This window comes from Halochromatium salexigens (assembly GCF_016653295.1).
Lineage (GTDB): Bacteria > Pseudomonadota > Gammaproteobacteria > Chromatiales > Chromatiaceae > Lamprobacter > Lamprobacter salexigens.
On record NZ_NHSF01000024.1, the window covers coordinates 11748 to 29493 of the forward strand.

Sequence of the window (17746 nt, forward strand, 5' to 3'; positions counted from 1 at the left end):
ACCTCGGGATCGGGTTCAGGTGCGGGATTGATTAGCCGCTGTCTTCCAGAGTGCAGATCGCCGCAGGCTCATCGAGCAAAAACACCAGGCTCTTGGAGATGAACAGCTTCAGATGGATGCCATCGCTCGCGGCGAAGCCGACGCGCAAGTCCTGACCGATCTTGAGCTCGCCGACGCGCGGGTCTGCGCTCGAGCCGGTGTTCGAACGCAGCGAGATTCAAGCCGTCGACTGCTCGGTGCCCGCGATAGCGCGGTCACGAGCTCGCCGGATTCAGCACCTCGTCGATCTGCTCGCGACTCAGGGTTTCGGCCTCGAGCAAGCGTTTGGCCAAGCGCTCCAATCGCTCACGGTTGTCTCCCATGTGCTTGCGGCAGTCCTGCTCGATTGACTCGATCAAGGACTTGATCTCGGCGTCGATGCGCTCGGCGGTCGTCTCGCTGAACTTGCGAGTGTGTGCCATCGCCAGCGCGTCTTGATCATCCGGATACTTGAACGACATGGGCCCGATCGCCTCACTCATGCCCCAGCGGCTGACCATGCGTCGGGCCAGCTCGGTCGCTTGATCGAGATCGGCCTCGGCCCCGGTGGTCACCTCCTCGAAGATCACCTGCTCGGCGAGGCGTCCACCCAACATCACCGCAATGCGATCGCGCAGGTAGCCCTGGCGATAGGTGTGACGCTGCTCGGGTGGCACCTGCTCGGTGGCTCCAAGGGCGCGTCCGCGCGGGATGATGGTGACCTTGTCGAGCGGATCGGCATTGGGCAGCAGCCAGGCCAGCAGGGCATGGCCGGACTCGTGATAGGCAACCAGCTCGCGCTCCTCGTCGCCGATGCCCTGCTCACGCTCAGCCCCGAGCACGATCTTGTCGCGCGCCTGCGAGAACTGTGACATATCGACCACGCCCTGCTTGGCGCGGCCGGCGAGCAGCGCCGCCTCATTGACCAGGTTCTCGAGATCGGCGCCGGAAAAGCCGACGGTGCGCTCGGCCACGCGCTCGAGATCGACATCCTCGCCCAAGACCACCTTGGCGGCGTGGATCTTGAGGATCGCGTGGCGAGCGTCGCGGTCGGGTCGCTCCAGGTAGACCTTGCGGTCGAACCGTCCCGGGCGCAGCAGGGCGTGATCGAGCACGTCGGGCCGATTGGTCGCGGCCAGCACCACCACATCCTCATGCGGCGAGAAGCCGTCCATCTCGTTCAAGATCTGATTCAGCGTCTGCTCGCGCTCGTCGTTGCCGCCACCGCCGCTGGCCATGCCGGTACCGCGCGAGCGGCCGATGGCGTCGATCTCATCGATGAACAACACGCAGGGGCTCTGCTGCTTGGCATCGTTGAACAGATCGCGCACGCGCGAGGCGCCAACGCCGACGAACATCTCGACGAACTCAGAGCCGCTGACGTTGAAGAAGGGCACGCCGGCCTCGCCGGCCACAGCCCGCGCCAGCAGGGTCTTGCCGGTGCCGGGCGGTCCGACCAGTAGCACACCCTTGGGCAGCTTGGCTCCCAGGGCGCGAAAGCGCTGCGGGTCGGACAGATGGTCGATGATCTCTTGCAGGTCGGCCTTGGTGTTCGCAAGCCCCGCGACCTCCTCGAGGCTGGTGTCGACCTCTTCGGACTCGACGCGCTTGGCCTTGGATTTGCCGATGCCGAAGAGCCCCCCGCCCTGGCCATCGCCACCGCCGCCCATCATGCGTCGCTGCATGCGGTGGCTGAGGTAGAGGAACAGGCCGAGGATCAGCAGCCAAGGCAGCAGCGTGATCAGTACACGGCCAAACAGGCCGGTCTCGGTCGACTCGGCATCGATCTCGACATCATGCTGCTCGAGCAGATCCAGGAGCCCCGGATCTTGTACTTGGGGCAGGGTACTGATGAACCGCCCGCCAAGCTGCTCGGCTTTGCTGTTGTCTGCACCGGGTTCAGTTTCAGCTTCTGATTCAGCCCCGGCTTTGGATTCGCCTTCGCCTCCAGTTTCGGCTCCAGCGCCGGTTTCGGTTCCAGAGCTGGCAACGGCTTCGGCTTTCGACGCGTTGGCCTCCTGCGTCTCGTCTGAGGTTTCGCCTGATGAGCCGTCTTTCGCGCCGTCAGTTGTGCGCTGGCTCTCCGCCGGGTCGATGAATCGCCCTCTGACCTGCTGGCCCTCGAAGGTTACCCGAGCGACGCGCCCCTCGCGCACGGCCTGCTTGAGCTCGGTATAGGAGATCGCTTCCGGACCCGGGGAGCGGAGCAAGCTCAGGGCTGCAGACAGCGCAAAGATTGCGATCAAGGCATAGATGGCATTCTGCCAAGGCGGTGACCCGCCGGGCCGCTGAGGTCCGGGCTGGGCGGTTCGGCCGGAATCGGGCCGCAGCGCCTTGAGTCGGTCGCTGAGACCGCGCTTGGTCTCGGACTGTTGTTCATCGCTAGACATCGGGTCTCCTTTGCGGTTGCCGCCTGGCATTCCAGCTCGCTGTGGTTCAGGGTTCGGTTCGGTGACTGACGCGGTGACTTATGCGGAATTGTTACGCAGGAATTGTTCCGCAGGAATCGGGCCGGCTATTTCGCGTCTCGACTGAGCCGATGCTGAGTCGGTGCGATAGGAGCAGTGGTTCAAATGCCGCATCGCTGGGGCTTATGAGCCAGTCCAACAGGCGGCGCTTGGGCCACTGCGCCCAGGCCCTTGCACCCAGCTTGCACCCAGAAGGCGCCCAGCAGCGCGCTTCTCCGAGTTGGCCCAGTTTCTGCTCGCCCTGGGGCATGCCATTGAACGCGGTCAGTCCATTCAGCCTGATCACGTGACGTCCATGCAGCACGGATGCGGCCGCCATAGCAAGTGCCGCATTCATCGCAGGTGCCGCATTCAGGTACCGCGCCAGCCACGACGAACGGAGGATTCCATGCTCAGAAGCCTCGCCGAGCCAGAGGGATATCGCCTTGAAGCGCTCGATGGCGACATTGGCCATTGCCACGACTTCCTGTTCGATGACGCGCTTTGGACGCTGCGCTACATGGTGGCCGATACCGGCGGCTGGCTGTCCGGGCGCAAGGTGCTGATCTCGCCCGCCCAGCTCGAGTCACCGGATTGGGATCGTCAGCGGATGCCGGTCAATCTGACCAAGGCCCAGATCGAGCAAAGCCCGCCATTGGATGTCGATGCGCCAGTCTTGCCGCCCGGCGCCTTGAGCTGAGCGTTGAGCCCAACTGGAGCCCACCGTGAGCCGAACAAGCTCAAGCCGAGCAAGCTCAAGCCCGGTGACTGGCAATGGCTGGCGGCTTGATGCACTCCCGGGGTATCGCCTCACCACGACCCGCCACCTGATCGGCCCCCTGATCCAACTCGTATCCAAACCGAAGGAGACTCCCTAATGAACAAGCGCTGGATTCAACGCCTCCTCTTCATGCTGATTGTGGTCGCCGTCATCGTTCCCGCCGTGATGGCCGCAGGCTGGATCGGCACCGAGACCATGATTGAAGAAACCTCGGACGCAGAGTTCTGCACCAGCTGCCACACCATGGAGCCCTTTGCGACTTCGCATGAGCAGGATGTCCATGGCGGCAACAACCCGGGCGGTGTGGTGGCGCATTGCACCGATTGCCATCTCCCGCACGACGGTGCGGCGCAGCATCTGTTCGCGAAGGCCAAGACCGGTACGCGCGACGCTATCGCACAGGCGATCTATCCGATCCGTAAGCCTGATTGGATCGCCGAGCTCGAGGAGCGCGCCGAGTACGTCTACGACTCCGGTTGTCTCAACTGCCACGCGGCGTTGAAGGATGCGACCAGCGATGATCCGGCGGCATTAGCCGCGCACAAGGCCTATTTCGGCGGCGACGTCGGCGAGGGCTGTGTCAGCTGCCATGCGAACGTTGGCCATAAGAATCTCCAGGTCATGCTCGACGCTCATTTCGATGAGGTCAGCCTCAGCGAGATGCCGAAAGACAACGGCGATGCGGCGGTCGACCCACCAGTCCCGGCTGAACAAGAGCCGAGCCAGCAAGACGCCACCAGCAGCGAGGATGCCTGAGCGCAATGACCTACGAGCTTGAGCCCGAACAGCCACTTGACGCCGAGGTTCGTCGGATTGCGACTGAGCTGATCGATCACGCCGTTGCGCAGATCGACGGCACCAAGACAGCGTCGCATGAAGCCATCCATCATGACGTCCATCATGAAGCCGTTCATGAGGTCCGCAAAGACTGCAAGAAGCTGCGCGGTCTACTGCGGCTCGTGAGACCGGCAGTGCCGAAGCTCTACACGCATGAGAACGCGGCATTCCGGGATGCTGCGGCCTCGCTGTCGGTGCTGCGTGATGCCGAGGCGGCGATCGAGACCTTCGATGCCTTGATCGATCATTTCCGCGACAACATCGACGCCGACTCCCTCGCCCCGCTGCGGCAACGGCTCGAGGACCACAAGGCTCAGGTCGCGGCCAGTGCTGAAGCGCTCGACGAGCAGCTCGAGGGTGCGCGCACGACCTTGGTCGCAGCCCGCGAGCGCGTCCCGGGGTGGGAGCTTCCGGCGGAGGTCACTGATCCCGCCGATGATCCCGGTGATGACGCGGGCTGGTCCCTGATCGGACCCGGACTGCGCAAGACCTACAAACGCGGGCGCCAGGCCATGCAAGCGGCCTACGCGCAGCCGAGCGTCGCAGCCTTCCATGAATGGCGCAAACGCGCCAAGTATCTGCGCTACCAGGTCAGGCTGCTGCGTGCGAGCTGGCCACGCGTGCTCAAAGCGACCTATAAGGAGACCAAACAGCTAGGCGATCTGCTTGGCGATGATCATGACCTTGCCGTGCTCGAGCAGGTCATCGAGGAGGCCGAGGCGCTCAGCCTAACCGATGATGCCGAGCAGATCCTGCTCGCGCTTGCCGCACAACGGAGCGAGCAGCTTCGCAACGCGGCCTATTGGCTCGGCTCGCGCCTCTACGCAGAGAAGCCGAAGCGGCTCGACCGACGCCTGCAATGCTACTGGCAAGTTGCTCGGGGCTCGGACGCCAAGCTTCCTGCGCGCCGATAGGTTTTCTTGCAGATGAGCTGTTCTGCTGTGACCGACCTTCTTCGGATCGCGCTGGCCATTGGAGTCATCATGATGCACGATAATGTCGACGCTGTTGTGAGCTGGACTTCGACCAACATCGTTCCGCAACTGCTGGGCGGTCTCAGTTGGGTCCTCATCATGAGTCTTGCGGCGCCGGTACAAGCGACCCCGGAGATCCTCGCCGCGGTCGATCCACCAACCGCCGATCACAGCCAGTTCGAGCAGCTGCAACGCGATTTCGCGAACGGGCGTGAGGTCACCCGCGCCTGTCTCGACTGCCATACCGAGGCTGGCAAGCAGGTCCGTGCCAGTATCCATTGGCGCTGGGAGTACCGCCATCCGCAGACCGGTCAGCTGCTCGGCAAGCAGCATGTGGTCAACAGCTTCTGCAACAACGTGACCACGAATCTGGGGCGCTGCACCGCCTGTCATGCCGGCTACGGCTGGGACGGACCGGATTTCGACTTCAGCGATGACAGCCGCGTCGATTGCCTGGTCTGCCACGACACCACCGGGACCTATGAGAAGGCGCCGAAGCGCGCCGGCCGTGTGCTGCAGGAGCCCGTCAAGGTGCACGGCCACCCACTACAGCCTCCAGACCTCGGCAAGGTCGCCCGCAACGTCGGACCGACCAGCAGCGAGACCTGTGGCAGCTGCCATTTCTTCGGCGGCGGTGGCAACGGCTCCAAGCACGGCGATCTGGACACCTCGCTGCTAGATCCACCGCCCGCGCTGGACGTGCACATGAGCGACGCTGGTGCCGGACTCGAGTGCAGCGACTGCCATGTTGAGCGCGCGCACCAGATCGCCGGTAGCCGCTATCAGGTGGCTGCACACGACCGCAAAGGGACCGGTGCACCCGGCCAGCGCCGTTATGCGGCGACCTGCGCGTCCTGCCATGGCGTTGAGCCGCATGCGCTGGGCAGTGATCCGGCCGCGCTCTATCAGGGCGCCAAGCTCAACGCCCATGTCGACCGCATCGCCTGTCAGACCTGCCATATCCCGGCGATGGCGCGCGGGGGCGTCGCGACCAAGACCTGGTGGGATTGGTCCAAGGCTGGCCGGCTCGACGCCGATGGCAACCCAATCAAGCGCCACGACGCCGATGGCAATCTCACCTATTGGACGCGCTGGGGTGAGATCGAATGGGGCGAAGATCTAGAGCCCGACTACCGCTGGTTCGACGGCACCATGCACTACACCTTGCCCGACCAGACTATCGATTCGTCACAGCCGGTCCCGATCAACCGCTTTGCCGGCAATCACGATGATCCCGACGCGCGCATCTGGCCGTTCAAGATGATGCGCGGCAAGCAGCCCTATGATCCGGTCAAGGACCGGCTGGTCTACATGCAGCTGTTCGGCAAGACCGAGCAGGCCTACTGGCAGGGGCTCGAGTGGCAGCCGGCCATCGCCAGCGCGATGGAGGCGGCCGGGCTGCCGTTCAGCGGCGAGGTCGGCTTCACCGAGACCCGGATGGCTTGGCCGATCACGCACATGGTGGCTCCGGCCGAGGAGGCACTCGCCTGCGGCGACTGTCACGCCCGGGAGGGACGCATGGCCGAGCTGACTGGCTTCTACCTGCCCGGGCGCGACAGCGACCCGAGGCTCGACCGCTGGGCGCAGCTGGCACTCGGCGCCGCGCTGCTCGCCATCGGTGTCCACATCGGGCTGCGCATCCTATTCCACCGTCGCCGGAGGCATGCCGAATGACCCGCACCGTTGTCATGTTTACTGGTCTCGAGCGTCTCTGGCACTGGAGCCAGGCGCTGCTGATCATCCTGCTCTTGCTGACAGGCTTCGAGGTGCACGGCAGCTACAGCCTGCTCGGCTTCGGCACTGCCGCGACCCTGCATGTGCTCGCGGCGCTGGCGCTGATTGTCGTCTGGATCTTCGCGGTCTTCTGGCACCTCGCCACCGGCGAATGGCGTCAATATGCCCCGACGACGCGCGGGCTGGCGGCGGTGGTGCGCTTCTATCTCTACGGCATGTTCCGTGGCGAATCGCATCCATTCAATCCGCGTCCGAAGCGTAAGCACAATCCGCTGCAGGCCGCGTCTTATCTCCTCTTCGGTGTTGTCATCTCGCCGTTGCTCTGGATTACCGGGCTGCTCTATCTCGGCATTGATTTGTGGTTGGCACCGGCCGGCCTGCCGCTGGCGCCGGTGGCGCTGATCCACGTCGCTGCGGCCTATGGTGCGGCGCTATTCCTGCTCGTGCATGTGTACATGATCACCACCGGCCGCACCCCGACCACGCACCTGAAGACCATGATCACCGGCCGCGAGGAGAGCGACGAGGCAGCGCGTCAACCCTCACAAGCGGTCCCGTCTCAAGCTCGCCGGGGCTTGTAACCCGAGTGCTTGCTGAGAACCGTCTTCGCTGTCATCGACGGCTCAACAGCGGCACCACAACGATTCTTGAAACCGACGGCGCTGCATCTTGGCCCCCTTGACGCTGAGATGCGGACCCCGTCACTCACTGATTGCGGAGGACCCATGTTTCTCAAGCACACATCCACTGGCAAGCTGATGCAAGTCGTTGAGCTGCAAGACCTGATGAATCCCATGCACGAGCAGGTTGCCATGCGACTGCACTACGGCGAGGAAGCACAGGACCCCGAAACCGTCGACAAGCAGGAGCTGCAGTTTCCGTCCGGCGAAGCGCTGCCGCGCGCATGGACCGATCCGCACTATCGCGATGAGGAGGTCGAGGCAGCGCACCATGATCGCAGCATTTAATGAAGCGCTGCTGGCGGTTTGACCGCACGCCCCTGATACGCCCATCGTCGAGCCACGCACGGCCTACCCGCTGCTGCCGGCGGCGGACTTTCGCAGCTATGCCATCGCGACCCATTTTCCACGCAAGCTGATCAAACAACTGCCCGCCGGCGCTTGTCAAAGGAGCCAAATACCGGGCATCTATCGGCTACGGGCCGGCACGCGCGGGGTGCGCCTCGTGGTCATCAACCAGCTCCGCCGGCTGCCGCATAATGCCCCTTGGGGTCTTTTCTCCAGTGATGAGCGGCACCGACGCGCGGCGCTTGAACAGTACTGCCCGCGCAGCGAGATCGGTGTTCACCTGCATAATCTACTCGCGCACTACAGGTTCGGAGAGGGCAACATGGCGCATACCACAGAAGACATGAAACGCGAAGCCCGTGAGTGGCTCATCGAGCATTATCTTGATCAGCTTGATCCCGAGGATCGACTCAAGGGGCTCGATCCCGAAGAGCGCCTCAAGGGGCTTGATCCAGCCTTCATCGAAGCCTGGCTGGCTAAGCAGCGCAAGGATCATTGACGGGCCGCCTTGAGGCCAAAAGCATTAACCATCAGCGGCTCTACCGGATGTCCGGACGATAAGTCGGACAGCCTCCTAGCTGACCCGACCACTGGATCGATGAGCAGGCGCTGAGTCGCAGCCATCAGTCTGCTCATGGCGAAAGCGCGCCGGTACCGGCGCCAATGAGCGCAAATGCAGACGCAGCGCCACCTTGGCCAGCAGGTGCGCGCTCACAGGTGTCGTCATGAACAAGAACAGCGCGACGAGCAGCTCGGTTGGATGTGGCGTCGGACCTTGGGCCGCAAAATACAGCGCCGAGGCCGCAAGCATGCCGCCGACGCCCAGGGTTGTCGATTTAGTGGGACCATGCAGTCGACAGAAGAAGTCCGGCAACGTGGCCAGGCCGATCGAGCCGATCAGGGTGAAGGCGGCGCCGAGCAGGATGAGCGCAGCCACCAGTGTATCGATCAACAGCATTCAATGCTCCCGGGTCTCTTCGATGAGCTGACCGCGCAGCAGATGGCGACTGAGCGCGGCGGTGGTGATAAAGCCGAGCAGCGCTAACAGCAGCGCCGAGGCGAAATACAGCATGTTGTGGAACTGGATGCCGAGCAGCACCAGCAGCGCGATGCTGTTGGTGTAGAGCGTGTCCAGTGCCAGGATGCGGTCAGGCAGGTCCGGGCCTCGCAGCGCACGCCACAGGTTCAGCAGCAACGCCAGGCTGAGCATGGTCAGCGCGGCGTCGATGGCCAGATCCAGGATACTCATGGAAAGACCTCCAGCAGTAGGCGTTCGTAACGGTGCTTGATCTTTGCACATTCGGCGGTCGCATCGGCCGGATAGGGCGCATCGAGCAGATGCAGCAACAGCACGCACCGATCGTCACTGAGATCGGCCGACAGTGAGCCCGGTGATAACGTGATGGTGGTCGCCAGCAGATAGAGCGCAAAGGGCTCCTCCAAGGTCAGCGGTAGCTCGACGAAGGCCGGTCGCGGATGGCGTGAAGGCGTCAGGATCAACGCCGCGATGCGCAGGTTGGCGATGACCACGTCCACCGCGACACGCCAAAGATAGAGCGCGAGCAGGTGCGGGCGGCGCGGCCGGCGCCGGTCGGCCCAATAGCGGCTCGAGACACCGGTCACCACCCACGCCAGGATGAGCCCGAGCAGGATCTGAGCGGGCGCAAGGCTGACCTGCAGCAGCAGCCAAAGCAGCGTCAACGACAAGACCGCCAGCGGATGGCGGATCAATGGCGCGAGCAGGCGTCTCATGACGGACCTCCGTGGATGGACTTAGCGACCGCCTCGGTCACAGCCGAGGGCGGGTCCACCGGCTCCAACCCCCTGATCGCCAGGATGTAGTCCTCGCCGTCCAGGAGCTGAAGCGCGAGCGCCTGGGTGTAGCCGGCAATCGGTGCAGCGAAGAGGGCCAACAGCGGGCTGGCCGCGAGCAGGGCGGCGGCGGTCGGTGCATAAGCGCCGCGTCCGCTGGCGATGCTGGTCGACGGCGGCCCTTGCCAGAAGATCGCGATCCCGGCGCGCGACAGTCCGATCACGACCAGCAGGCTGGAGCCAAGCACGGCGGTCCAGCTCAGCATCCAATCTGGACCAGACCCAGACCCCGCCACGCTCGCATCTTGCACGGCCTCCAGGATCAATGCCTTGCCGACAAAACCGCTGAGTGGTGGCAGGCCAGCGATCGCGAGCGCGCCGAGCAGGAACAGGGCTCCTAGCCAAGCGGCCGCGGGCGGCTGCTGGGCAGGCTGCAGCCAAGAACCTCGCGCACGGCCCTGGCTGATCACATCGATCAGCAGGAACAGTCCGGCCGTAACCAGGGTGGTATGGATCAAATAATAGAGACCAGCGGCGATACCCTCAGCAGTGCCGGCGGCAACACCAGCCAACAGCGTGCCGACCGATACCAGGATGAGATAGGCGACCATGGTCCGCAGCTCGGCGGCAACGACCACGCCGACGGCACCGACCGCCAGCGTGAGCAGCGCCCCGGTCGCGATGACCGTCTGAATGGGCAGCCTGGCGAGTAGCCGCTCAGCCAAGGCGGCGTCGCTGAGCGCATCGCCGATGGGCATCAGTGCGAACAGGCGCAACAGCGCATAGACACCGACCTTGGTCATGATCGCGAACAGCGCCGCCACCGGCGCCAACGCCGCGCTGTAGGCCGGGACCAACCAGGCATGCAAGGGCACCAGCGCCGCCTTCAGCGCGAAGGCGCCGGTCAGCAGCAGCAGACCGGTGCCGGCCAGAGGCGCCTGGTCTGGAGCGAGCTCAGGCAGACGATCGCTCAGCTCCGCCAGGCTCAAGGTTCCAGTGACGGCATAGAGCAAGGCCACGCCCATCAGGAAGAGGCTCGAGCCGACCATGTTGAGCACCACATAGTGCAAGGCCGCGCGGCTGCGCGCGGGACCGCCGCCCTGGACCAGGAGTCCATAGGAGGCGATCAACAGAACCTCGAAGAACACGAACAGATTGAACAGGTCGGCCGTCAGGAAGGCACCGGCCAGACCGAACAGCTGCAGCTGGAGCAGGGCATGGAAATGGCGGCCGCTTCGCTCCGTGTCAGCGGCGCTAAGGGACAGATGCGCGATGGCAGCCAAGGCTAGGGCGCTGGTGAGGCTCAGCATCAACGCTGAGAGTCGATCGGCAGCCAGCACGATGCCATAGGGCACAGGCCAGTCTCCGATCAAGGTGGCTGCGATCTGCCCGTCCACGGCCAGTGCCAGCAGCCCGACTGCCGCCCCGAGCTGACCAAGCGCACCCATCAGGCTGAGCCTGCGCTGCTGGCGAAGCGGCATCCCAGAGCGAGCGAATAGCCAGGCCCCGAGGCCAAGCGGGAGCGCGAGAGGCAGGATCAGGAGCAGACTCATGGCTCCTCCTCGCCGGCTTGGGATTCGCCGAGCTGGGATTCGCTCGGCCTGAATTCATCGGGCTGGCATGCATCAGGCTGGCCTTGCTCGGGTAGGGCTTCGCCTACCTGGGGCTCGCTGGGCGCCGCGCCCATGGGCTGGGCGTCGACGCGCTCGGAGCCGAGATCGGACAAGGCGCGCAAGATCAGCACCAGCACCAAGGCCGTCATCGCAAAGCCGATCACGATGGCGGTGAGGACCAGTGCTTGAGGAAGCGGATCGGCCATGAGCTCGATTGCGTTGCCGCCGGTCTGCGCGGGTACCTGCACGGGTGCGCGTCCGACCTGGAGCCCTCCTGATGCGAAGACGAACAGGTTGGTCGCGTAGGTCAGCAGCATCAGCCCAAGCACGACCGAGAAGCCGTGCGCGCGCAGCACCAGGTAGGCGCCACCCCCCATCAACAGGCCGATACTGCCCGCGAAGAGCCAGAGCATCAGCCGTTCCTCCCGCGGGTCTGCTCGGCATCACCGAGATCGGATGCGTCGACCTGCTGCTGAGCTCTCGCACCTGGCCCCGCCGCACCCTGACTGTTAGCACTGTTGGCACTGCTTTCACTGCTAGCACCCTTGGCGCCGCTGGCACTGCTGGCACTGCTGGCACTGCTGGCACTGCTGGCACCGCTGGCACCGCTGGCACCGACGCGGCCGAGACCATCCAGCACCAGCAGCAGCGTCCCGCTGACGATCATCATCACGCCGATGTCGAACAGCAGCGTGCTCGTCAATGCCAGCTCGCCCAGCCAGGGCAGGCTGCCATGCCAGAACGCGCTGGTCAGAAAGGGTCGTCCAAAGAGCAGCGCCCCAAGACCGGTGGCCAGGGCAAGCAGGAGACCAGCACCGATCAGCGGTTGCGTGCTCAACTGAAGCTGCCGCTCGCTCCAGGCGCGTCCGTTGGCGCTCTCCTGCACGATCAAGGCCGTGCCAATGACCAGCCCGGCGACGAAGCCACCGCCTGGCGCCTGGTGACCGCGCAGAAGCAAGAAGGCCGCTAGCATCAGCGCTGCCGGCAGTACGGGCCGCGACACCATGGCGAACAGCAGCGGATGCGCTGACTCGTGTCCGTTCTTGGTCATGCGCTGGAGTGGGCGCAGCTGCAGGTCCGTGAGCAGCACCATCACTGTCGCTGCAGCGATGCTCAACACGGTGATCTCACCGAGGGTATCGAAGGCGCGGAAATCCACCAGGATGGCATTCACCGCGTTGGCTGCGCCGGCGGCGGGCTCGGCGAGCCGCAGGTACCATTCGCCGCTGCCGGGGGTTTGATGCTGCAGCATGCTGGCGGTGAGCGCGGCGCTGGCGCCTCCCACCAGGGCGGCAATGAACAGGTCGCGTCTGTGGCGCCAGCGGGCGACCGGCTGGGGGTCGCCGCGCGGCAACACTGCCAGCACCAGCACCAACAACAGCGTGGTGACCAGCTCGACTGCGAGCTGGGTCAATGCCAGATCCGGGGCCGAGAAATGCACGAAGGCGAGGCTGACGATCAAGCCGATCACACCGGTCAGCACCACGGCCATGACCCGTTGGGCGCGCTGCCGCAGCAGCGTGAAAGTCGCTGCCACCAGCACCACCGCAGCGGCGATGCTGACGATGTCGATGGGCATCGCCAGCACCGCCGCGTCGGGAGAGCTGCTTGCCGGTGTTGCCGTGGTCGGTATTGCAGCGGTCGGGGCCTGAGCGACCGCTGATTCTGCCGGCGGTTGAGCCGCGAGCCAGCCCAGGCTGCCGAGGCCTACAGCAGCGCTCAGCAGCCAGACCGTCGATCGCTGCAAAGAGCTCAGCTGTAGCCAGGGATGCAGCCGGCGGCCGAGCACCAATAAGCCTGCACTGAGCTGCTGAAAGAGCGTCTCGGCGCGCCAGTTTGGAAAACGGTGCTCCTGTGCGATGCGCTCCTGGGCGCTGAACAGGGGCCACCGCCGCGCGTAGATGAGGACGCCGCCGGCGAGCGCCAGGCCGCTCATCAGGAACGCCGGCGAGAGCCCGTGCCAGATCGAGAGATGGAAATCGGGCAGGGACCCCAGCATGCCAATGACGCCGAGCTGCAGGATGGGCTCGATGGTCTGCTGCGGGAGCACACCAACAACCACACAGAGGGCGGCCAATACCTCAACGGGCAGACGCATCCAGTCTGGTGGCTCATGCGGGGGATAGCGCAGCTCGGGATCATGGACCGGGTAGGGACCATTGAAGAAGGTGTCGTGGATGAAGCGCAGCGAATAGGCGACCGAGAGCACAGCACCGAGGATGGCCGCGATGGGCAGCACGGCCTTCAACAGCAGCGGCCAGTCGGCGATGCGCAAGGAATGCAGGGTTTCGGAAAAGAACATCTCCTTGCTCAGGAAGCCGTTCAACAACGGCACTCCCGCCATCGCCGCAGCAGCGATCATCGCCAGCCCGCCGGTGATCGGCAGATAGGCGTAGAGGCCACGGAGCCGGCGCAGATCGCGACTGCCGGTCTCGTGATCGATGATGCCCGCGGCCATGAACAGCGAGGCCTTGAAGACGGCGTGATTGACCAGGTGGAACAGGCCGGCAACCGCGCCGAGCGGCGTGCCGAGTCCAAACAGAAAGGTAATGAGCCCCAGATGGCTGATCGTCGAGTAGGCCAGTAGTCCCTTCAGATCCTGCTGAAACAGTGCCACATAGGCACCGAAGACGAAGGTCGTGAGGCCGAGGCCGCCGACCAGCGGAAACCAGGGCGGGCTCTCGGCAAAGACGGGAAAGAGCCGCGCCAGCAAGAAGACACCGGCCTTGACCATGGTGGCCGAATGCAGATAGGCCGAGACCGGTGTCGGCGCGGCCATGGCCGCCGGGAGCCAGAAATGAAAGGGCACCTGCGCCGATTTGGTCGCGACGCCGAGCAGGATCAGCACGAGGATCGGCAGCAGGAGCGGGTCGGCGCGGACCTGCTCGCCGGCACCGAGCACCTCAGTGAGCGATAAGCTGCCGACCACCGAGCTGAGCAGCAGGAAGCCGGCGAGCAACGCAAGGCCGCCACTGGCGGTCACCAGCAGCGCGATACGGGCGCCACGGCGCGCCTCGGCCGAGGTTGGATCGACGCCGATCAGCAGGAACGAGAGCAGGCTGGTCAGCTCCCAGAAGACCAGCAGCAACAAGAGATTGTCGGCCATGACCAGGCCGAGCATCGCGGCCTGAAACAGCAGCATGAGGGCGAAGAAACGCCCGCGCGGGGCGTCCTCGGGTAAATAATAGCGTGCGTAGAGGTTGACCAGCAGCCCGATGCCTGCGACCAGCAGCACCATCAGCAGGGCGAGACCGTCAAGCCGTAGCGCCAGCTCCAGCCCCAGCTTTGGCAGCCAGGATATGTCGACCTGCCAGATCTCGCCGGCGGCGATGCTCGACAGGCTCATCAGCGCTGCCGCAAGCGTGATGACGCCGGCACCGACGGCCAGTATGGAGGGTGCGCGGACAGCAACCCGCTGGGCGGGTACTGCCAGCACGGCCGCGAGCAGCGGCGCGGCGATGATCAGCACCAAGGTCATGGTTGATCACGGCTGCTTGCACCGCACCGCCGCGCTCCGTTGTTGCCCCCGCTGTTGCACCAGCTTTTCGACACTCGCCCTGCCTGCGCTAGTGTGTCGGCTGGGAGACTTCTTCGAGCACCTCGCCGCTGAGCTGGGTTTGATCAGAGCGGGTGGCGAGGTCGCCGAGCGAGACGACACCGACACTGCGCTCAGTGCGGTCCAAGACGAGCAAACGGCGGATCTGCTGCTGCTCCATCAGCTTGGCGGCCTCATCAACATCGTCGTCGGTATAGCGAAGCTCCACGCCGGTGGTCATGATGCGAGACACTGGTGTCTCCGGATCGATCGCATCGGCGAGGCCACGCGTGACGATATCGCGATCGGTCACGACGCCGACGATCTGGTTTTCCTCCAGAACCGGCAGCATCCCGATGTCGTGCTCGCGCATCATGCGGGCGGCATGGATCATCGATTCGTTCTGACTGATGTACTCGAGCTGAGGGGTCATCACATCTTGGAGTTGCATAGGTTTCGCTCCTGTTAGTGCAGAATGACGGGGCGAGACTCGTCCCGCCGACCAGCCTGAATTGTGCAAAGCCAGTGCCAATGCTCTTGGTAAGGTTAGCGCTAACAGCTCAGTGGCGACGGTTTCAAGTGGTACGCCCGCAGGTCGGCGCGCTGCGCCAATCGGCGCACTCGAGTATGACTCGCTTCTGACTCGCTCAGCCGCTTGCGCTTGGCGAAAAGCACCGCTGTGGTGGATTTGCCCCTGGTTGGCCTGTCCGGCCGATTGTGATCGCCGCAATCAACGCGCACTCATTGCAGATCCTGTCTGCTGGCAAGGATTCTGCACAGAAAAGCGCACTGGCACACTGCTTGCTGATCCTCTCGGCAAGAATCAACGCGAGAGCAGTTCTACGATTAGCTCTCAGTCGCGCAGTTGCTTGCACGCCCATCGCCTCGTAGCCCGAACGGAGCCTGAGCCATGAAGATCTATGTCTTTGATGTCGAGAACTGGGAAGCCGGAGCCTTCGATCGTTTGGACGGCGAGCACGAGATCGAGTTCACCAGCGAGCCATTGCGCCCGGCAAACGCCTCGCGCTATGCGGATGCCGAAGCAGTGAGCACCTTTATCTACTCCTCGATCGAGCGGGACGTCTTGGCAGAAATGCCCAAGCTCGAGGTGATTGCATCACGCTCGACCGGTGTCGATTACATCGATGTGGACCGCTGCCGCGAGCGCGGCGTTACGGTGACCAATGTGCCGGACTATGGCAAGACGACGGTCGCCGAACATGTCTTCGCGCTGTTATTGACCCTTAGCCACCGCATGGAAGAGGCGGTTCAGCGCACCCGTCGCGGCGATTTCACCGCGCACGGTCTGCAGGGGTTTGACCTGCGGGGAAAGACGATCGGAGTGGTCGGTACCGGCGATATCGGCCGTGCCGTGATCGATATCGCCCGCGGTTTTAAGGATGGAGGTGTTGGCCTTCGACGTCAAGCCAGATTCGCGAGCGGCCCGCGAGCAGGGGTTCACCTATGTCGCACTGGACCAATTACTTGCAGGTTCGAACGTGATCACGCTGCATGTTCCCGGCAATGAGAAGACCCGGAACATGATCTCGAGCGAGCAGTTCGACCGCATGCGCGATGGCGCTATTCTGATCAATACAGCGCGCGGCAGCATCGTTGACCACCGCGCGTTGGCGCGCGCCTTGGTGGAGGGCAAGATCGCTGCGGCCGGCCTGGATGTGCTGCCGGAGGAGCCCGTGGTGCGCGAGGAGGCGGAGCTTCTGCGCTCAGTCTATGAGAGCCGCCACGATCTTAACAACCTGCTGGCGGGGCAGGTGCTGATCCATCTCCGCAATGTGATTGTCACACCGCACAGCGCCTTCAATACACGGGAGGCGGTTGAGCGCATCCTGGAGACGACGGTCGACAACCTGGCAGCCTATGCTGAAGGTCGGCCGCGCAACATCGCCGCCTGAGGAACCCTTTATGTGGAGACAAGGCATGTCTCGATTGCCGGCACAGTGCGCCGATCTATGCGACTCGGCCTTAGAGGCTGTTTGCGGCTGGCTCGGCATTGACCGAGGATCAATGCACCGGCGGGTCGGTGCGCGGAACCTCATCGACCGGGGCAACCGGCTCGTCGGGCTTGCGCGGTGGCGTCGCGTCCTCGGGAACCTCGTTGATCATCATCTCCGTTGTGTCGTAGCCCTCGAGATTGCGAACGCAGACTGCGAGCTGCTCGCCGTCCCAGCGCAGCTCGTTGAAGCTCGGCGGTGTTGAGCGCAAGCGCCGCGACAGGGTGCCAGCACCGATCATGCGCACCGACCCCTGCACCGTCTCCTCGGTGAGATCGAAGGCGTCATGGACATGGCCCGAGAGCACGGCAAGCACCTCGCGCTTGGCCAGCTCGGTCATCGCCTTCTGGCCCTGTCGGGTCAATGCGGTGCCCTGGGTGCCGGCTTCTCGCAGGGGATGATGGGCGGTCACCAGCGCGCGCGTTCCCTCGGGTAGCGCATTGAGCCGCGCGAGGCATCGCTCCAACGCCGCCTCGGTCACCCAGCCTTTCGACCAGTTCGGGCGTGGCTGCCAGCGCGCGACGGTCTTGAGCGGCACGATCGCAAGCCCGGGCAGGTCGATCTCCACCTCGACCTTGTCGGCAATGGCCCGAATCCGCTTGTACGGGTCGAAGAGGTGGCACATTCACTGCTTCAAGGACAAGCGATGGATCGGATCTCGCCTGCGACCGCGGCGCGTATCGCCTGCGGCGAGCATCCGTTCATCATGCCGCTTCACTTCAGAGGCTGTTTGGAAACTAAAGCATTGATTTTTATAGCATCATACCCACGGTGTTCGGCGAGAAACGGTTCACTCGCCCGTTCATTGGAGGTCTTGCAATGAATCGAGAGCAGCATCCAACGCGCCAGGGCTACGATAGCGACGTGACCGATGCGGAATGGGACATCATCGGTCCACTTCTCACTGAGACCCAGGCGACGACCAAGGGGCGCCCTGTTGAACATGATCTTCGCG

19 protein-coding genes are annotated in these 17746 nt (G+C 64.2%); 9 read left to right on the top strand and 10 right to left on the bottom strand.

Annotation, left to right across the window (positions count from 1 at the left end):
- Positions 1-254: 254 nt before the first annotated feature.
- Positions 255-2408 carry an ATP-dependent zinc metalloprotease FtsH gene (gene ftsH, locus CCR82_RS04530; RefSeq protein WP_201244225.1) on the bottom strand — a complete coding sequence of 718 codons (2154 nt, stop codon included), beginning with the start codon at positions 2406-2408 and terminating at the stop codon, positions 255-257.
- A 466-nt stretch (positions 2409-2874) separates the two neighbouring features.
- On the opposite strand from ftsH, the gene CCR82_RS04535 reads away from it, so the two are divergent.
- The 7 genes from CCR82_RS04535 to CCR82_RS04565 all read left to right on the top strand — a co-directional run bounded on the left by CCR82_RS04535 (position 2875) and on the right by CCR82_RS04565 (position 8318).
- On the top strand, positions 2875-3165 hold the full coding sequence (locus CCR82_RS04535; protein ID WP_201244226.1) for a hypothetical protein: 291 nt from the start codon (positions 2875-2877) through the stop codon (positions 3163-3165).
- 177 nt (positions 3166-3342) lie between these two features.
- On the top strand, positions 3343-4002 hold the full coding sequence (locus CCR82_RS04540) for a cytochrome c3 family protein (protein ID WP_242513254.1): 660 nt from the start codon (positions 3343-3345) through the stop codon (positions 4000-4002).
- Positions 4003-4007: 5 nt separating this feature from the next.
- Positions 4008-4997: a CHAD domain-containing protein gene (locus CCR82_RS04545; protein WP_201244227.1), complete on the top strand. Its 990-nt coding sequence runs from the start codon at positions 4008-4010 to the stop codon at positions 4995-4997.
- A 69-nt stretch (positions 4998-5066) separates the two neighbouring features.
- Positions 5067-6731, top strand: coding sequence for a tetrathionate reductase family octaheme c-type cytochrome (locus tag CCR82_RS04550; RefSeq protein ID WP_201244228.1), 1665 nt, complete (start codon positions 5067-5069; stop codon positions 6729-6731).
- Complete coding sequence (locus tag CCR82_RS04555) at positions 6728-7372, top strand: cytochrome b/b6 domain-containing protein (RefSeq protein ID WP_201244229.1); 645 nt, start codon at positions 6728-6730, stop codon at positions 7370-7372. Before CCR82_RS04550 ends, CCR82_RS04555 begins: the two co-directional genes overlap by 4 nt.
- 144 nt (positions 7373-7516) lie before the next feature.
- Positions 7517-7759 (top strand): acetyltransferase, encoded by a 243-nt coding sequence (locus tag CCR82_RS04560; RefSeq protein ID WP_201244230.1) that lies wholly within the window; start codon positions 7517-7519, stop codon positions 7757-7759.
- Positions 7760-8141: 382 nt separating this feature from the next.
- The gene (locus CCR82_RS04565; protein WP_201244231.1) at positions 8142-8318 is read left to right on the top strand and encodes a hypothetical protein; all 177 of its coding nucleotides are present in this window, start codon (positions 8142-8144) and stop codon (positions 8316-8318) included.
- A 75-nt stretch (positions 8319-8393) separates the two neighbouring features.
- Here CCR82_RS04565 and CCR82_RS04570 read toward each other — a convergent pair whose 3' ends face one another.
- The 7 genes from CCR82_RS04570 to CCR82_RS04600 form a co-directional block, all read right to left on the bottom strand.
- A complete protein-coding gene (locus tag CCR82_RS04570) occupies positions 8394-8777 on the bottom strand; it encodes a Na+/H+ antiporter subunit G (RefSeq protein WP_201244232.1) in 384 nt (127 codons plus the stop codon).
- Positions 8778-9068 carry a K+/H+ antiporter subunit F gene (locus tag CCR82_RS04575; protein WP_201244233.1) on the bottom strand — a complete coding sequence of 97 codons (291 nt, stop codon included), beginning with the start codon at positions 9066-9068 and terminating at the stop codon, positions 8778-8780. It lies immediately after the preceding gene.
- Positions 9065-9571 carry a Na+/H+ antiporter subunit E gene (locus CCR82_RS04580; RefSeq protein WP_201244234.1) on the bottom strand — a complete coding sequence of 169 codons (507 nt, stop codon included), beginning with the start codon at positions 9569-9571 and terminating at the stop codon, positions 9065-9067. Before CCR82_RS04580 ends, CCR82_RS04575 begins: the two co-directional genes overlap by 4 nt.
- Complete coding sequence (locus CCR82_RS04585; protein ID WP_201244235.1) at positions 9568-11184, bottom strand: monovalent cation/H+ antiporter subunit D; 1617 nt, start codon at positions 11182-11184, stop codon at positions 9568-9570. The genes CCR82_RS04580 and CCR82_RS04585 overlap by 4 nt, the downstream gene beginning before the upstream one ends.
- Positions 11181-11657, bottom strand: coding sequence for a Na+/H+ antiporter subunit C (locus CCR82_RS04590; protein ID WP_201244236.1), 477 nt, complete (start codon positions 11655-11657; stop codon positions 11181-11183). Before CCR82_RS04590 ends, CCR82_RS04585 begins: the two co-directional genes overlap by 4 nt.
- Complete coding sequence (locus tag CCR82_RS04595) at positions 11657-14722, bottom strand: monovalent cation/H+ antiporter subunit A (RefSeq protein WP_201244237.1); 3066 nt, start codon at positions 14720-14722, stop codon at positions 11657-11659. The genes CCR82_RS04590 and CCR82_RS04595 overlap by 1 nt, the downstream gene beginning before the upstream one ends.
- Before the next feature lie 88 nt (positions 14723-14810).
- Positions 14811-15230 (bottom strand): CBS domain-containing protein, encoded by a 420-nt coding sequence (locus CCR82_RS04600; protein WP_201244238.1) that lies wholly within the window; start codon positions 15228-15230, stop codon positions 14811-14813.
- Positions 15231-15689: 459 nt separating this feature from the next.
- On the opposite strand from CCR82_RS04600, the gene CCR82_RS18885 reads away from it, so the two are divergent.
- Both CCR82_RS18885 and CCR82_RS18890 read left to right on the top strand, forming a co-directional pair.
- Positions 15690-16307 (top strand): NAD(P)-dependent oxidoreductase, encoded by a 618-nt coding sequence (locus tag CCR82_RS18885; RefSeq protein WP_276570534.1) that lies wholly within the window; start codon positions 15690-15692, stop codon positions 16305-16307.
- Positions 16189-16692: an NAD(P)-dependent oxidoreductase gene (locus CCR82_RS18890; protein WP_276570535.1), complete on the top strand. Its 504-nt coding sequence runs from the start codon at positions 16189-16191 to the stop codon at positions 16690-16692. The genes CCR82_RS18885 and CCR82_RS18890 overlap by 119 nt, the downstream gene beginning before the upstream one ends.
- Positions 16693-16801: 109 nt before the next feature.
- Here the strand turns inward: CCR82_RS18890 and CCR82_RS04610 are convergent, their stop codons facing one another.
- The gene (locus tag CCR82_RS04610; protein ID WP_201244239.1) at positions 16802-17416 is read right to left on the bottom strand and encodes a metallophosphoesterase family protein; all 615 of its coding nucleotides are present in this window, start codon (positions 17414-17416) and stop codon (positions 16802-16804) included.
- 89 nt (positions 17417-17505) lie between these two features.
- The coding region (locus CCR82_RS18270; RefSeq protein WP_207190920.1) for a hypothetical protein at positions 17506-17746 on the bottom strand (241 nt) is incomplete at its 5' end.

Bases quoted from the DNA above. Each gene is read 5' to 3' on its own strand.
- ftsH (WP_201244225.1), bottom strand. From the start codon at position 2,408: ATGTCTAGCGATGAACAACAGTCCGAGACCAAGCGCGGTCTCAGCGAC.
- CCR82_RS04535 (WP_201244226.1), top strand. From the start codon at position 2,875: ATGCTCAGAAGCCTCGCCGAGCCAGAGGGATATCGCCTTGAAGCGCTC.
- CCR82_RS04540 (WP_242513254.1), top strand. From the start codon at position 3,343: ATGAACAAGCGCTGGATTCAACGCCTCCTCTTCATGCTGATTGTGGTC.
- CCR82_RS04545 (WP_201244227.1), top strand. From the start codon at position 4,008: ATGACCTACGAGCTTGAGCCCGAACAGCCACTTGACGCCGAGGTTCGT.
- CCR82_RS04550 (WP_201244228.1), top strand. From the start codon at position 5,067: ATGATGCACGATAATGTCGACGCTGTTGTGAGCTGGACTTCGACCAAC.
- CCR82_RS04555 (WP_201244229.1), top strand. From the start codon at position 6,728: ATGACCCGCACCGTTGTCATGTTTACTGGTCTCGAGCGTCTCTGGCAC.
- CCR82_RS04560 (WP_201244230.1), top strand. From the start codon at position 7,517: ATGTTTCTCAAGCACACATCCACTGGCAAGCTGATGCAAGTCGTTGAG.
- CCR82_RS04565 (WP_201244231.1), top strand. From the start codon at position 8,142: ATGGCGCATACCACAGAAGACATGAAACGCGAAGCCCGTGAGTGGCTC.
- CCR82_RS04570 (WP_201244232.1), bottom strand. From the start codon at position 8,777: ATGCTGTTGATCGATACACTGGTGGCTGCGCTCATCCTGCTCGGCGCC.
- CCR82_RS04575 (WP_201244233.1), bottom strand. From the start codon at position 9,068: ATGAGTATCCTGGATCTGGCCATCGACGCCGCGCTGACCATGCTCAGC.
- CCR82_RS04580 (WP_201244234.1), bottom strand. From the start codon at position 9,571: ATGAGACGCCTGCTCGCGCCATTGATCCGCCATCCGCTGGCGGTCTTG.
- CCR82_RS04585 (WP_201244235.1), bottom strand. From the start codon at position 11,184: ATGAGTCTGCTCCTGATCCTGCCTCTCGCGCTCCCGCTTGGCCTCGGG.
- CCR82_RS04590 (WP_201244236.1), bottom strand. From the start codon at position 11,657: ATGCTCTGGCTCTTCGCGGGCAGTATCGGCCTGTTGATGGGGGGTGGC.
- CCR82_RS04595 (WP_201244237.1), bottom strand. From the start codon at position 14,722: ATGACCTTGGTGCTGATCATCGCCGCGCCGCTGCTCGCGGCCGTGCTG.
- CCR82_RS04600 (WP_201244238.1), bottom strand. From the start codon at position 15,230: ATGCAACTCCAAGATGTGATGACCCCTCAGCTCGAGTACATCAGTCAG.
- CCR82_RS18885 (WP_276570534.1), top strand. From the start codon at position 15,690: ATGAAGATCTATGTCTTTGATGTCGAGAACTGGGAAGCCGGAGCCTTC.
- CCR82_RS04610 (WP_201244239.1), bottom strand. From the start codon at position 17,416: ATGTGCCACCTCTTCGACCCGTACAAGCGGATTCGGGCCATTGCCGAC.